14 protein-coding genes and 3 tRNA genes are annotated in these 13,398 nt (G+C 72.1%); 14 read left to right on the forward strand and 3 right to left on the reverse strand.

What is annotated here, in order from left to right; genetic code table 11:
- Positions 1-77: 77 nt before the first annotated feature.
- The gene (locus ACYP53_RS11365; protein ID WP_189916022.1) at positions 78-1,346 is read right to left on the reverse strand and encodes an amidohydrolase family protein; all 1,269 of its coding nucleotides are present in this window, start codon (positions 1,344-1,346) and stop codon (positions 78-80) included.
- A gap of 261 nt (positions 1,347-1,607) precedes the next feature.
- Between ACYP53_RS11365 and ACYP53_RS11370 the strand changes: the two genes are divergently transcribed.
- From ACYP53_RS11370 to ACYP53_RS11405, 8 genes are all read left to right on the forward strand, one after another.
- A tRNA-Thr gene (locus ACYP53_RS11370) sits at positions 1,608-1,680 on the forward strand.
- Between the two features lie 43 nt (positions 1,681-1,723).
- Positions 1,724-1,796 (forward strand) — tRNA-Met (locus ACYP53_RS11375).
- An 83-nt stretch (positions 1,797-1,879) separates the two neighbouring features.
- Positions 1,880-2,044 carry a 50S ribosomal protein L33 gene (gene rpmG / locus ACYP53_RS11380; RefSeq protein ID WP_006604855.1) on the forward strand — a complete coding sequence of 55 codons (165 nt, stop codon included), beginning with the start codon at positions 1,880-1,882 and terminating at the stop codon, positions 2,042-2,044.
- 131 nt (positions 2,045-2,175) lie between these two features.
- Positions 2,176-2,634, forward strand: a complete 459-nt coding sequence (locus ACYP53_RS11385) for a MaoC family dehydratase N-terminal domain-containing protein (protein WP_189916023.1) — start codon at positions 2,176-2,178, stop codon at positions 2,632-2,634.
- Positions 2,635-2,639: 5 nt separating this feature from the next.
- Positions 2,640-3,062 (forward strand): MaoC family dehydratase, encoded by a 423-nt coding sequence (locus tag ACYP53_RS11390; RefSeq protein ID WP_189916024.1) that lies wholly within the window; start codon positions 2,640-2,642, stop codon positions 3,060-3,062.
- 103 nt (positions 3,063-3,165) lie between these two features.
- Positions 3,166-3,729 (forward strand): TetR/AcrR family transcriptional regulator, encoded by a 564-nt coding sequence (locus ACYP53_RS11395; RefSeq protein WP_229928568.1) that lies wholly within the window; start codon positions 3,166-3,168, stop codon positions 3,727-3,729.
- 109 nt (positions 3,730-3,838) lie between these two features.
- The gene (locus ACYP53_RS11400; protein ID WP_459647326.1) at positions 3,839-5,290 is read left to right on the forward strand and encodes a DHA2 family efflux MFS transporter permease subunit; all 1,452 of its coding nucleotides are present in this window, start codon (positions 3,839-3,841) and stop codon (positions 5,288-5,290) included.
- Positions 5,291-5,330: 40 nt separating this feature from the next.
- Positions 5,331-6,464, forward strand: a complete 1,134-nt coding sequence (locus tag ACYP53_RS11405) for a UDP-N-acetylmuramate dehydrogenase (RefSeq protein ID WP_459647327.1) — start codon at positions 5,331-5,333, stop codon at positions 6,462-6,464.
- Here ACYP53_RS11405 and ACYP53_RS11410 read toward each other — a convergent pair.
- Both ACYP53_RS11410 and ACYP53_RS11415 read right to left on the reverse strand, forming a co-directional pair.
- Positions 6,461-7,564: an adenosine deaminase gene (locus ACYP53_RS11410; protein WP_459647328.1), complete on the reverse strand. Its 1,104-nt coding sequence runs from the start codon at positions 7,562-7,564 to the stop codon at positions 6,461-6,463. The two genes, ACYP53_RS11405 and ACYP53_RS11410, sit on opposite strands and share 4 nt — an antisense overlap.
- 228 nt (positions 7,565-7,792) lie before the next feature.
- Positions 7,793-9,040: a pyridoxal phosphate-dependent aminotransferase gene (locus ACYP53_RS11415; RefSeq protein ID WP_189916028.1), complete on the reverse strand. Its 1,248-nt coding sequence runs from the start codon at positions 9,038-9,040 to the stop codon at positions 7,793-7,795.
- A gap of 284 nt (positions 9,041-9,324) precedes the next feature.
- Between ACYP53_RS11415 and ACYP53_RS11420 the strand changes: the two genes are divergently transcribed.
- From ACYP53_RS11420 to ACYP53_RS11445, 6 genes are all read left to right on the forward strand, one after another.
- Positions 9,325-9,397 (forward strand) — tRNA-Trp (locus ACYP53_RS11420).
- 145 nt (positions 9,398-9,542) lie between these two features.
- Positions 9,543-9,902, forward strand: a complete 360-nt coding sequence (gene secE, locus ACYP53_RS11425) for a preprotein translocase subunit SecE (protein ID WP_189916029.1) — start codon at positions 9,543-9,545, stop codon at positions 9,900-9,902.
- A gap of 209 nt (positions 9,903-10,111) precedes the next feature.
- A complete protein-coding gene (nusG, locus tag ACYP53_RS11430) occupies positions 10,112-11,020 on the forward strand; it encodes a transcription termination/antitermination protein NusG (RefSeq protein ID WP_189916030.1) in 909 nt (302 codons plus the stop codon).
- Between the two features lie 165 nt (positions 11,021-11,185).
- Positions 11,186-11,620, forward strand: a complete 435-nt coding sequence (gene rplK, locus ACYP53_RS11435; RefSeq protein WP_030055774.1) for a 50S ribosomal protein L11 — start codon at positions 11,186-11,188, stop codon at positions 11,618-11,620.
- Between the two features lie 78 nt (positions 11,621-11,698).
- Positions 11,699-12,421: a 50S ribosomal protein L1 gene (rplA, locus tag ACYP53_RS11440; protein ID WP_189916031.1), complete on the forward strand. Its 723-nt coding sequence runs from the start codon at positions 11,699-11,701 to the stop codon at positions 12,419-12,421.
- Between the two features lie 166 nt (positions 12,422-12,587).
- Positions 12,588-13,370, forward strand: coding sequence for a hypothetical protein (locus tag ACYP53_RS11445; RefSeq protein ID WP_459647329.1), 783 nt, complete (start codon positions 12,588-12,590; stop codon positions 13,368-13,370).
- Positions 13,371-13,398 lie beyond the last annotated feature (28 nt).

A 13,398-nucleotide genomic window follows, 5' to 3' on the forward strand; every position in this document is an offset into this window, starting at 1 on the left:
CGCGCCCCTTTTTGCCCGCTGCTTCCGTTCCCGCCAGCCGCCTCCGGAGGCCGACCCGCCGGCCCCGGCCCGCACGGTCAGTCCTCGGTGCTCCCGGACTGCCGCGGCAGCGCCAGTGCCACGGTGTCCGCGAACTCCCGCACCGCGCTGGTCCGGCTGACCACCCGGCCGCTGTGCACCACCAGCCGGCTGTGCCCGCCCGCGAGCGCCCCGGCCAGGCTGTCCCCGCGCACCGCCAGCAGCTCCGCCGGGAACCCGGCGTCCACCCGGACCGGCGGCAGCCCGAGCGCCGCCCGGGCCTGGTTCGCCACCGCGTCGTACGCCGCCTCCGGCTCCAGCTCCCCGCCCGCCGCCAGCAGGTACGCCGCCTCCAGCGGATCGGCCCGGCCGACCGGGTTGGACGGGTCGCGCAGCGCCCCGCTGCCCGCCGCCAGCGGCACCCGGGCCTGCGCCAACTCCCGCAGCAGGCCCGGCCGCAGGCCCGTCGACCGGCCCTCCAGCCCGGTGCAGCCGCCGTTCTGCGGCAGGCAGACCACCCGCACCCCGCCGGTCGCCAGCACCGTCGCGGCACCCCGGGCCAGCGCGCCGCACGGCCCGAGCGTCACCCGTGGCCGCAGCGGCGCCAAGGCGCCGACCAGCCGGGCGAGTTGGGCCGCGTCGGCGGCGGTGGTGTGCAGGTCCACCGGGCAGTCCGCCTCCCGGGCGGCCTCCAGCAGCAGCTGCACGTACCCGGCCGGGTCCGGATCCAGCTCCGGACAGCCGCCGGCCGCCGTGGCCCCCAGCTTGAGCGCCTCGCGCAGCTGCGCCCGGCCGTCCGCGCCGGCCCGGCCGGTGAGCAGCCGGGGCATCGCCACCGCCTGCAGCTCGGCCAGCCCGCGCAGTGCCTGCCGGGCGGTGAGCACCGCCTCCAGCCGGCGCAGCCCGTGCACGTCGCCGATCCGGACGTGGGTGCGCTGCGCGGTGGCGCCGTAGCCGAGCGAGGTGAGCGCGGCCTCGGTGACCCGCTGGGTCAGGTCGCCCTGGGTGTCCGGCGGCGGGGCGGGCAGGGCGGCGGAGAAGGCGTCGTCGTAGTGGGCGTGCGCCTCGGCGGGGGCCGGGAGCAGCAGGTAGCCCGTGAGGTCGATCCGGGCGCCGGTGGTGACGGTGGGGGCGCCGGGCAGGGCGGGCAGCGGGCCGAGGCTGCCGACGGTGCCGACGGCCTGGATCCGGTCGCCGCTGATCCGGACGTCCACCACCCGCCCGTCGGCCAGTCGGGCGCCGGTGAGCAACAGGACCGGACCGTGCCCGAGCGGGTTGGCCGCCGGGCCGGGCCCCTGGTGCGGCCCGTCGGCGGCTGCGCTGTCCATCGCCGGCCCCCTCTCGCGCCGGCCCGTGCGGTCGGCCAGTCGATCCCGATCAACCCGATCAATGAGCGTCGAGCCTATGGGGCTCGGGGGCGGGGCGCCGGGAGGCGGGCAATAGTCGTATCGGGTCGGGCCGCCGGGCTCACGGGCCGATCGAACGCCCGGCCTTGGATCGCTCGTCCGCGCGCCCCGCCCACCTGCGGTCTTCGCCGCGGGATACGGATTTCACCTCCGGGCGCGAAACGTGTAATCTCTTCCTCGTTCGCCCCTATAGCTCAGTCGGTAGAGCGTCTCCATGGTAAGGAGAAGGTCTGCGGTTCGATTCCGCATGGGGGCTCTGGTGAGAAGTGGTCAGCCTCGGCTGTGCCACGGATCACTGTGGCGGTGTAGCTCAGTTGGTAGAGCAAGCGGCTCATAATCGCTGTGTCACCGGTTCAAGTCCGGTCACCGCTACCCCGCGTAGTCGGTCGGGAGATCGCACTCCCGGTCGGCTACTCTTGTTGTGTTCTTATTCGTTGTCCAAGGAAGGCACTCCCGTGGCTGCCACCGATGTCCGCCCGAAGATCACGCTGGCCTGCGTGGAGTGCAAGGAGCGGAACTACATCACCAAGAAGAACCGGCGTAACGACCCGGACCGTCTTGAGATGAAGAAGCACTGCCCCCGCTGCAACTCGCACACCGCGCACCGCGAGACCCGCTGACCCTGTCGTAGGGCATCGGGCCTGTGTGAATCAGGTCTTCGACTCCGGGCCGCATCCCTCACGAGGGGTGTGGCCCGGAGTCTTTTCCGTATCCGTCCGCTTCGTGTCCATCCGTGTTCCGAGGAGCTGCCATGGCGCTCGACCCCTCCTTCATCGGGCGTAGTTACCCGCCCACCGAGCCGTACGAGGTCGGCCGGGAGAAGATCCGCGAGTTCGCGATCGCGATCGGCGACGCCAACCCGGCGTACACCGACGCGGAGGCGGCGAAGGCGCTGGGCCACCCGGACGTGATCGCCCCGCCGACCTTCCCGTTCGTGATCACCTACCGCGCGGCCGGCCAGGTCGTCGAGGACCCGGAGCTTGGCCTGGACTTCACCCGGGTCGTGCACGGCGACCAGAAGTTCGCCTACACCCGCCCGGTGCGGGCCGGTGACCGGCTGTCGGTCGCCGTGACCATCGACAACATCAAGTCGCTGGCGGGCAACGACGTGCTCACCGTGCGTGGCGAGGTGACGGACGCGACCGGCGAGCACGTTGTGACGTCGGTCATGACCCTGGTGGCCCGGGCCGCCGACGAGGCGGGGGAGTGAGCGCGATGGCGATCAGCTACGACGAGGTCGAGGTCGGCACCGAGCTGCCGGCGGGATCCTTCCCGGTGACCCGCGACACACTGGTGCGCTACGCGGGCGCCTCGGGCGACTTCAACCCGATCCACTGGAACGAGAAGTTCGCCCTGGAGGTCGGCCTGCCGGACGTCATCGCGCACGGCATGTTCACCATGGCCGAGGCCGTCCGGGTCGTCACCGACTGGGTCGGCGACCCGGCCGCGGTGGTCGAGTACGGCGTGCGCTTCACCCGTCCGGTGCCGGTGCCGAACGACGGGGTGGGCGCGGTGATCGAGGTCTCGGCCAAGGTCGCCAAGAAGCTGGACGACCGCAAGGTGCAGGTCGACCTGCTGGCCACCACCGGCGGGCAGAAGGTCCTCGGGATGTCCCGGGCGATCGTCCGCCTCGTCTGAGAGCGGCGGGACCGGCCCCGGCCGACCCCGGACGGCGAGTTCGCCGGGGTCGGCCGGGGCCGCGCTCTTGCGTAGGTAGTGATTGGCCACTAACTTAGAACCCATGGCGAGGTCGAGCATGCGGATGAGCGCGGAGGAGCGGCGCGAGAGCGTCGTCCGTGCCGCGATGATCGAGTTCGCCCGCGGCGGCTACCGGGGCACCTCCACCGAGGCGATCGCCCGTCGGGTGGGCGTCTCGCAGCCGTACCTGTTCCGGCTCTTCCCGGGCAAGCAGGCCATCTTCGAGGCGGCCGCCGAGCGCTGCGTCGAGGAGACCTGGCGGGTGTTCGACGAGGCCTCGGCCGGGCTGACCGGCTCGGCCGCCGCCGAGGCGATGTCCGAGGCCTACATGGGACTGGTCGGGGACCGCGACCAGCTCATGATGCAGATGCAGCTCTACGTCTCGGTGTTCGCGGCGCGGGCGGCGGGCGAGGAGGGCATCGGGGATTCGGCCCGGCGGCTCTGGGAGTCCCTGTTCGAGCGGGTCAGGATCCGGATCGGCGGGGACATGGGGGACGCCACGCACTTCTTCGCGCACGGGATGCTGATCAACACGCTGGTGGCGCTGGGCTTCCCGGAGGACCACCGGATCTGGAGCGGCTTCAACGCGCACGACCCGGCCGAGTAGGCGGGCCGCACGGTGGACTCCGTGCGGCCTCTTTTCGGCCCCAGAAAGTTATTGATCAATAACTACCTAGGATCCGGAAGGCCCGGACCTGGAGGAACTGGGGGAAGTCATGACGGAGAAACCGGCCCTCGGCAGGACCGCGGTCTGGACCCTGGTGATCGTCAGCGCGGCGAGCTTCATGGCCGCCCTGGACAACCTGGTGGTCACCACCGCACTGCCGTCGATCCGCGAGGAACTCGGCGGCGGGCTGTCCGACCTCGAATGGACGGTCAGCGCCTACACCCTGAGCTTCGCCGTGCTGCTGATGTTCGGCGCGGCCCTCGGCGACCGCTTCGGCCGGCGCCGGATCTTCCTGGTCGGCCTGACGGTCTTCACCCTCGGCTCCACCGCGGCCGCCCTCTCCCCGGAGATCGGCGAGCTGATCGCCGCCCGGGCCGTCCAGGGCGTCGGAGCCGCGGTGATGATGCCGCTCACCCTCACCCTGCTCACCGCCGCCGTGCCCGAGGCCAAGCGGGGTCTGGCCTTCGGCATCTGGTCGGGCGTCAGCGGCCTCGCCGTCGCCGCCGGGCCGCTGATCGGCGGCTCGCTCACCGAGCACTTCTCCTGGCAGTGGATCTTCTGGGTGAACGTCCCGGTCGGGCTCGTCCTGCTGCCGCTGGCCTATCTGAGGCTCGGCGAGAGCCGGGGCGCGGAGCGCGCCCTGGACGTCCCCGGCACCGTGCTGGTCAGCCTGGGGATGTTCGGGGTGGTCCTCGGCCTGATCCGCGGCAACCCGGACGGCTGGACCAGCCCGCTGGTCCTCGGCGCCCTGATCGCCGGCGTGCTGCTGCTGGCCGCGTTCGTCCGCTACGAGCAGCGCGTGGCCGCCCACCCGATGCTGCCGATGCGGCTCTTCCGCAGCCGCGCGTTCTCCGCCGTCAACGCAGCCAGCCTGCTGATGTACCTCGGGATGTTCGGCTCGATCTTCCTGATCAGCCAGTACCTCCAGGGCGTCGGCGGCTACAGCCCGCAGGAGGCCGGCATCCGGATGCTGCCGTGGACCGCGATGCCGCTGCTGATCTCGCCGATCGCGGGCATCGTCTCCGACCGGATCGGCGGCCGGCCGATCGTGGTCGCCGGGCTGGCCCTCCAGGCCGCCGGCCTCGCGCTGTTCGGCCTGGTCGCGGGCGGCGGCGGCTTCGACTACCTCGCCCAGATCCCGGCCATCGTGGTCTGCGGGATCGGCATGTCGCTCTACTTCGGCCCGACCGCCCAGCTGGTGATGGGGAGCGTCCGGCCGCACGAGCAGGGCATCGCCTCCGGCGCCAACAACGCGCTGCGTGAGGTCGGCGGGGCGCTCGGGGTGGCCTCGCTCTCGGCGGTGTTCTCGGCGCAGGGCGGCTACGAGTCGGCACAGGCCTTCGCGGACGGGCTGGTGCCCGCGCTGTACGTCGGCGCGGTGGCCGTCGGGGCCGGGGCGCTCGCCGCGGCGCTCATCCCGCGCCGGCGCCGGGCCGTCGTCGCGGCCGAGGCCGCGGCCGGGCGGCCGGTGGCGGACCGGGCCGGAGCCGGCCGGGTCTGAGCGGGCCGGGTCTGAGCCGGTGCGGCCCGGATCCGGGCGGATGCGGGGACGGGTGCGGGGACGGGCCCGGGAACGGGTGCGGGGGGAAGGACGGCCGGGGGGCCGCCCGTCCCCCCGTACGCTGGTGGGCGTGCTGGTAGAAAACGACGCCCCCCTCGCCCCGCTCACCACGCTCCGGCTCGGCGGCCCGGCCCGCCGTCTGGTGACCGCCCACACCGACGACGAGGTGATCGCCGCCGTCCGCGCGGCCGACGCGGCCGGTGAGCCGCTGCTGGTCCTCGGCGGCGGCTCCAACCTGGTGATCGGCGACGCCGGCTTCCCCGGCACCGTGCTGCGGATCGCCACCGCCGGCTTCACCGTGGACGGCACCGTGCTGGAGCTGGCCGCCGGCGAGGTGTGGTCGGAGGCGGTCACCCGCGCGGTGCGCGAGCACGGCCTGGCCGGCGTCGAGTTCCTGGCCGGCATCCCCGGCTCGGCCGGTGCCACCCCGGTGCAGAACGTCGGCGCGTACGGCCAGGAGGTCGCCCAGACGATCACCGAGGTGGTCGCCTACGACCGCGCCGCCGACGAGGTGGTCACCCTCTCGAACGCCGAGTGCGAGTTCTCCTACCGCCACAGCCGCTTCAAGGCCGAGCCGGACCGCTACGTGGTGCTGCGGGTCCGCTTCGGGCTCGCCGACCACGACGGGCTCTCCGGCCCGGTCAGGTACGCCGAGGTCGCCAAGCACTTCGGCGTCGCCCAGGACGAGCGGGTGCCGCTGGTCGAGGCGTACGAGGCGGTGCTGAAGCTGCGGGCCGGCAAGGGCATGGTGCTGGACCCGGCGGACCACGACACCTGGTCGGCGGGCTCCTTCTTCACCAACCCGGTGCTCACGGCCGCGCAGTACGAGTCCTTCCGCACCCGGCCGGGCGCCGGGAACGCCCCCGCCTACCCGGCCCCGGAGGGCTGCACCAAGACCTCGGCGGCCTGGCTGATCGACAAGGCCGGCTTCGGCAAGGGCTACGGCAGCGGTCCGGCGACGCTCTCCACCAAGCACACCCTGGCGCTCACCAACCGCGGCTCGGCCACCGCCGACGACCTGCTGGCCCTGGCCCGGGAGATCCGGGACGGGGTCCGCGAGGCCTTCGGGGTGGAGCTGGTCAACGAGCCGGTGATGGTGGGCGTCGCGCTCTAGGCGCTCGCGCTCGCGCTCGCGGTGACGCCGGCACTGGCGCCCGCGGTGACGGGCACGTCCGCGGGGGCGTGCCCGTCCGCCAGCCAGGCGTCGATGTCCGCCAGCAGCTCCTTGCGGACGGCCTCCGGCGCCACCGAGCCGCGCACCGACTGCCGTGCCAGCTCGGCGAGTTCGGCGTCGCTGAAGCCCAGGACGTCCCGGGCCAGGTCGTACTGCTCGGCCAGCCGGCTGCCGAACAGCAGCGGGTCGTCCGCGCCCAGTGCCAGCGGCACCCCGGCGTCGAAGAGCCGGCGCAGCGGGACCTCCTCGGGGTTCTCGTAGACGCCGAGCGAGACGTTGGAGGACGGGCACACCTCGCAGGTGATCTGCCGGGCCGCCAGCCGTTCCATCAGCCGGGGGTCCTCGGCGGCCCGCACGCCGTGGCCGATCCGGCCGGCGCCCAGGTCGTCCAGGCAGTCCCGGACGGACTCCGGGCCGGCCAGCTCGCCGCCGTGCGGGGCGGCCAGCAGCCCGCCCTGGCGGGCGATCGCGAAGGCCCGGTCGAAGTCCCGGGCGAGGCCGCGGCGCTCGTCGTTGGAGAGGCCGAAGCCGACCACCCCGTGGTCGGCGTAGCGGACGGCCAGCCGGGCCAGCGTCCGGGCGTCCATCGGGGACTTCATCCGGTTCGCCGCGACCAGCACCCGGATGCCCACCCCGGTGGCGTCGGCGGCGTCGCGCACCGCGTCCAGGATCAGCTCCAGCGCGGGGATCAGCCCGCCCAGCCGGGGCGCGTAGGAGGTCGGGTCGACCTGGATCTCCAGCCAGCGGGAGCCGTCCCGCCGCTCGTCCTGGGCGGTCTCCAGGACCAGCCGGCGGATGTCCGACTCGTCCCGCAGCACCGAGCGGGCGGTGTCGTACAGGCGCTGGAAGCGGAACCAGCCGCGCTCGTCGGTGGCGCGCAGTTTCGGGGGCTCGGCGGAGCTGAGCGCCTCCGGCAGCCGGACGCCGTGCTTGTCGGCCAGCTCCAGCAGCGTGGCGGGGCGCATCGAGCCGGTGAAGTGCAGGTGCAGGTGGGCCTTCGGGAGGCCCCTGACGTCTCGCGGGTTCAACAGGCGTTCCATTCACCGATACTGCCGTATCCGGCTCCCAAACGGGAACCGCCCTCTTCCCGTCCCCCGATGGGGTGAAAAAAGGGCGGTCGCTCGCCCGCTCGCTCGCCTCCGGGCCGCTCGGGCCCGGCGTCGACGCTCCTCGCTCCGGCGCGCCTTCGTCGCTGGTCGCTCGTCGCTTTCGACACCGGCGCGGCCCTTCGGCTCGGGGCGAAGTGACACCGGCACGTCGGCTCGACGTCAGTCGCGGGCCTCGCCGAGCAGCTTCTGCATCCGGCTGACGCCCTCGACCAGGTCGGCGTCGCCGAGCGCGTAGGAGAGCCGCAGGTAGCCGGGGGTGCCGAAGGCCTCGCCCGGGACGACCGCGACCTCGGCCTCGTCCAGGATCAGGGCCGCGAGCTCGCCGGAGGTCTGCGGGCGCCTGCCGCGGATCTCCTTGCCCAGGACGCCCTTGACGGACGGGTAGGCGTAGAAGGCGCCCTCGGGCTCGGGGCAGAGGACGCCCTCGATCTCGTTGAGCATCCGCACGATGGTCTTGCGGCGGCGGTCGAAGGCCTCGCGCATCTCGGCGACGGCGTCCAGGTCGCCGGCGACGGCGGCCAGGGCGGCGCGCTGGGCGACGTTGGAGACGTTCGAGGTGGCGTGCGACTGCAGGTTGGTCGCGGCCTTGACGACGTCCGCGGGGCCGATCACCCAGCCCACCCGCCAGCCGGTCATCGCGTAGGTCTTGGCGACGCCGTTGACCACGACGCACTTGTCGGCCAGCTCGGGCAGCAGGGCCGGCAGCGAGGTGAAGGTGGCGTCGCCGTACACCAGGTGCTCGTAGATCTCGTCGGTGAGCACCCAGAGGCCGTGCTCCAGCGCCCAGCGGCCGATCGCCTCGGCCTCGGCCTCGGTGTACACCGCGCCGGTCGGGTTGGACGGCGAGACGAACAGCACCACCTTGGTGTTCTCGGTGCGGGCGGCCTCCAGCTGCTCGACCGAGACCTTGTAGCCGGTGGTCTCGTCGGCCACGACCTCCACCGGGACACCGCCGGCCAGCCGGATCGACTCCGGGTAGGTGGTCCAGTACGGGGCCGGGACGATGACCTCGTCGCCCGGGTCCAGGATCGCCGCGAAGGCCTCGTAGATCGCCTGCTTGCCGCCGTTGGTGACCAGCACCTGGGAGGCGTCCACCCGGTAGCCCGAGTCGCGCAGCGTCTTGGCGGCGATCGCGGCCTTCAGCTCGGGCAGGCCACCCGCCGGGGTGTAGCGGTGGTTCCTGGGGTCCCGGCAGGCCTCGACGGCCGCCTCGACGATGTAGTCCGGCGTCGGGAAGTCGGGCTCGCCGGCACCGAAGCCGATGACCGGCCGGCCGGCGGCCTTGAGGGCCTTGGCCTTGGCGTCCACGGCGAGGGTCGCGGACTCGGCGATCGCACCGATCCGGGCGGAGACCCGGCGGTCGGCGGGGCGGATGGACTGGCTGGGCTGCTGGGTGGAAGCGCTCATGTCTGCATGGTCGCAGAACCGGGACGGGCCGGACATGACGCTTCCGGGATCGGTACGGCCCCCTCCGCATCGCGGTGCCCGGCGATCCGTCGGCGGGCACCGCGCCGGGCCGGACATCCGCCGGGCGATCGATCGTCCCGGAAGAAGAGGTTCGACCAAACGCCCCTCGACCACGTACACTCGCTGCTCGACGGCCCGCCGAAAAGACCGGAGCTTTCACCGCTGTTACAGACAGCGGGGGGAGATGCGGTAGGTTGGTCGCCACCGGAGCCGCGAGGCACCGTAGGGCAATAGCTCAATTGGTAGAGCACCGGTCTCCAAAACCGGCGGTTGGGGGTTCGAGTCCCTCTTGCCCTGCTGTCAGATCCGTTTCAGCCCGTTCGCTCCACAGAGCGAGCGGGCTTGATGCGGAGATGGCACCGATCAGCACCGCTAGCCGGCTGGTCGTGCCCCACCGGGTGCGCGGCGAAGTTCGGCAGGACCCGGATTCAGGTGAGGACGAGTGACGGAGACCACGGGCTCCACCGCAACGCCTGAGAGCGGCAACCCCGAGGGTGCCGACGGCGCTTCCGAGACCACGCCCGTCGAGGGCGAGGAGAAGGCGCTGTCGCGCCGCGACCGCAAGCGGGCCAACCGCTCCGGCGACAAGAAGTCCGGCAAGCGGGCCAAGAAGGGCCTGTTCGCCCGCATGGGGCTGTTCTACCGGCAGATCATCGCCGAACTGCGCAAGGTGGTCTGGCCCTCCAAGGGCGAGCTCACCAGCTACACGACCGTCGTCGTCGTGTTCGTCGTGGTCGTGATGGCCTTCGTCGCCGGTCTGGACTACGGCTTCTCCAAGCTGAGCCTCTGGATCTTCGGCTGACGCGGCCGACCACCTTCGAAACAGCTTCCCGACCCGGGCCGACCTTCGGTCCGGGTCGAGCTGTCGGTGGCGGACGTACGCGCGGTTACCGTTGACTCGGTACTGTTGAAGTCTCCGAGACCTCGCCAGGCGCCCGCGCGAGCGGCAGCGTGCCGGGTCCGGTTTCGGAGCGCGCCACCTTCACCATCTCCAGGAAAGAAGCAGCCACCGTGTCTGAGTCCCCCCTGTACGACGCCGACGAGACCGTCCGTGAGGCGGATGTCGCCGCCGAGCTGGACGCGGCCGAGCTGGCTGACGACGTCGAGCTGACGGAGGACGCCGAGCAGATCGTCGACGCCGCGGACAGCGACGAGGACGAGGTCGAGGCGTACGACGAGGCCGAGGCCGGCGAGCCGGCCGAGGAGGCCGCGCTGCACGTGGAGAGCGACGACGAGGCCGCCGACGAGGACGAGACCGAGGCCGCGGACGAGACCGTCGACGAGGACGAGGCCGAGGCCGAGGAGGCCGTCGAGGTCGACCCGGTCGCCAAGTTCCGCGAGGACCTGCGCTTCATGCCGGGCGAGTGGTACGTGATCCACACCTACGCCGGCTACGAGAACCGGGTGAAGCAGAACCTGGAGCAGCGCGCCGTCTCGCTGAACGTCGAGGAGTACATCTTCCAGGCCGAGGTGCCGCAGGAGGAGGTCGTCCAGATCAAGAACGGCGACCGCAAGACCATCCGCCAGAACAAGCTCCCCGGCTACGTCCTGGTGCGCATGGACCTCACCCCGGAGTCCTGGGGCGTCGTGCGCAACACCCCGGGTGTCACCGGCTTCGTCGGCAACGCCTACGACCCGTACCCGCTGACCCTGGACGAGGTCGTCAAGATGCTCGCCCCCGACGTCGAGCGCCAGGCGGCCAAGGAGGCCGGCAAGCCCTCGCCGGTCAAGCCGAGCGAGATCCAGGTGCTGGACTTCGAGGTCGGCGACTCGGTCACCGTCACCGACGGTCCGTTCGCGACCCTGCAGGCGACCATCAACGAGATCAACCCCGACTCGAAGAAGGTCAAGGGCCTGGTCGAGATCTTCGGCCGGGAGACCCCGGTCGAGCTCTCCTTCGACCAGATCCAGAAGAACTAGTCATACGGTCTTCGGATCCGGGGTGGGGCCGAGGGCCCTGCCCCGGATCCGTTTTGATCCAGCGGCGCTGACGCGTTAGCCTGGTTCGATGTGTGTGCTGGCGGCTGGGTGTCGCCCCGGTTCCGCACGCACCAGCAATCACCTCTCGGAAGGACCCGGAGAGACATGCCTCCCAAGAAGAAGAAGATCACGGGGCTTATCAAGCTCCAGATCAACGCCGGTGCGGCCAACCCGGCGCCGCCGGTCGGCCCCGCGCTGGGCCAGCACGGCGTCAACATCATGGAGTTCTGCAAGGCCTACAACGCTGCGACCGAGTCGCAGCGCGGCATGATCGTGCCGGTGGAGATCACGGTCTACGACGACCGTTCCTTCACCTTCATCACGAAGACGCCGCCGGCCGCGCGCCTCATCCTGAAGGCCGCCGGTATCGAGAAGGGCTCCAGCGAGCCGCACAAGACCAAGGTCGCCAAGCTCACCAGCGCCCAGGTCCGCGACATCGCCACCACCAAGATGCCCGACCTGAACGCCAACGACCTGGACGCGGCGGAGAAGATCATCGCCGGCACCGCCCGGTCGATGGGCATCACCGTCGAGGGCTGATCACCTTCTCGTCCCCTGTGGTAGGGCCTGCGCAGGCCCGTTGACTACCACAACTCCAATCACCATTCAGGAGCAGCAGTGAAGCGCAGCAAGGCTCTGAAGGCCGCGGACGCCAAGGTCGACCGCGAGCGCCTTTACGCCCCCCTCGAGGCCGTCCGCCTCGCCAAGGCGACCAGCACCACCAAGTTCGACGGCACCGTCGAGGTCGCCATGCGTCTGGGCGTCGACCCGCGCAAGGCCGACCAGATGGTCCGCAGCACCGTGATCCTCCCGCACGGCACCGGTAAGACCGCTCGGGTCCTGGTCTTCGCGACCGGCGAGCGTGCCGAGGCCGCGCGTGCTGCGGGCGCCGACATCGTCGGTTCGGACGAGCTCATCGACGAGGTCGCCAAGGGCCGCCTCGACTTCGACGCCGTCGTCGCCACCCCGGACCTCATGGGCAAGGTCGGCCGCCTGGGCCGCGTGCTCGGTCCCCGTGGTCTGATGCCGAACCCGAAGACCGGCACCGTGACCCCGGACACGGCCAAGGCCGTGAACGAGATCAAGGGCGGCAAGATCGAGTTCCGCGTCGACAAGCACTCGAACCTGCACTTCATCATCGGTAAGGCCTCCTTCACCGACGAGCAGCTGGTCGAGAACTACGCCGCCGCGCTGGACGAGGTGCTCCGCGCCAAGCCGTCCGCCGCCAAGGGCCGCTACATCAAGAAGACCGCGTTCTCGACCACCATGGGCCCCGGCATCCAGGTGGACCCGAACCGCACCCGCAACCTCCTCACCGAGGAGGACCCGGCCGCGGTCTGAGCCCCAGTGCTCTAGAGCTGTCCGTACGACGGGCCCGCACCCCCTTCACCGGGGGTGCGGGCCCGTCGTCGTTCCCGCGACCAGCGCGGATGGGAACGGATGACCGAGTCGTCGTACGCTCTGCCGGTCAGATCGTGTGGAGACCCCGTGACCGCCGGAGTGTGCCGTGCCGCCCGCCCCCCGCGCCGCCGCCCTGGCGGTGGCCCTGCTGGTGCTCGGCACCGGCACCGGTTGCAGCCTGCTGGCCGCCCCGGACACCCGCACCCCCGGCAATCCCGCGCCGATACCGCCCAAGCAGGTGGTGCTGGCGGCCGCCCAGGCGATGGACGACGCGGGCGGCGCCCGGATCGAGGTGGTGCGGGAGGGGCCCGGGGGCCGGCGCACCGCGAGCGGCACGCTGGTCTGGGGCGCCCGGGACGAGGGCGAGCTGGCCGTCACCGACGAGGCGGGCACCGGGCGACTGGCGCTGAAGGACGGCGAGATCGACCTCGCGTACCAGGGCGGCGCGGCCAAGCACGCCGACCGGTCCACCGCCGAGTCGCTGGACGCGGGGGCCGCCGCCGGTCCGGACGGCTACGCGGGCGGCTGGACGACCGCGCTGATCAGCACCCCGGGCAACCGGGCGTACGCGATCGCGCAGAAGGTCCCGCTCGGCTCGCTCGGCGGCGAGCAACTGGCCGGGACGACCGTCGCGCACTACCAGGGCACCGCGTCCGTGGACGAATTCTTCGGTACGGACCAGGAGTTGAGCCCGCAGCGGAGGTCCGCCACGGTGGACTGGTACCGGCAGCACGGGGTGACGGCGATCGGTTTCGACGTCTGGGTCGGGCCCGGCGAGCGCTTGCTGAGACTCCGCGAGACGGTCCGGGGGAGTGCCGGAACCACGGTGACCACAACGGATGTCCCCTCCATCGGGACGGGGGATCCGACCCCCTCCGACGGAGGCTGACGGGAGGCCCGACAAACCGGTGCGTGGC

Source organism: Kitasatospora sp. Ki12 (assembly GCF_054601375.1).

Excerpts from the sequence above, each read along its gene's own strand:
- ACYP53_RS11365 (WP_189916022.1), bottom strand. The coding sequence starts at position 1,346 with ATGGACAGCGCAGCCGCCGACGGGCCGCACCAGGGGCCCGGCCCGGCG.
- ACYP53_RS11385 (WP_189916023.1), top strand. The coding sequence starts at position 2,176 with ATGGCGCTCGACCCCTCCTTCATCGGGCGTAGTTACCCGCCCACCGAG.
- ACYP53_RS11390 (WP_189916024.1), top strand. The coding sequence starts at position 2,640 with ATGGCGATCAGCTACGACGAGGTCGAGGTCGGCACCGAGCTGCCGGCG.
- ACYP53_RS11395 (WP_229928568.1), top strand. The coding sequence starts at position 3,166 with ATGGCGAGGTCGAGCATGCGGATGAGCGCGGAGGAGCGGCGCGAGAGC.
- ACYP53_RS11400 (WP_459647326.1), top strand. The coding sequence starts at position 3,839 with ATGACGGAGAAACCGGCCCTCGGCAGGACCGCGGTCTGGACCCTGGTG.
- ACYP53_RS11405 (WP_459647327.1), top strand. The coding sequence starts at position 5,331 with ATGCGGGGACGGGTGCGGGGACGGGCCCGGGAACGGGTGCGGGGGGAA.
- ACYP53_RS11410 (WP_459647328.1), bottom strand. The coding sequence starts at position 7,564 with ATGGAACGCCTGTTGAACCCGCGAGACGTCAGGGGCCTCCCGAAGGCC.
- ACYP53_RS11415 (WP_189916028.1), bottom strand. The coding sequence starts at position 9,040 with ATGAGCGCTTCCACCCAGCAGCCCAGCCAGTCCATCCGCCCCGCCGAC.
- rplK (WP_030055774.1), top strand. The coding sequence starts at position 11,186 with ATGCCTCCCAAGAAGAAGAAGATCACGGGGCTTATCAAGCTCCAGATC.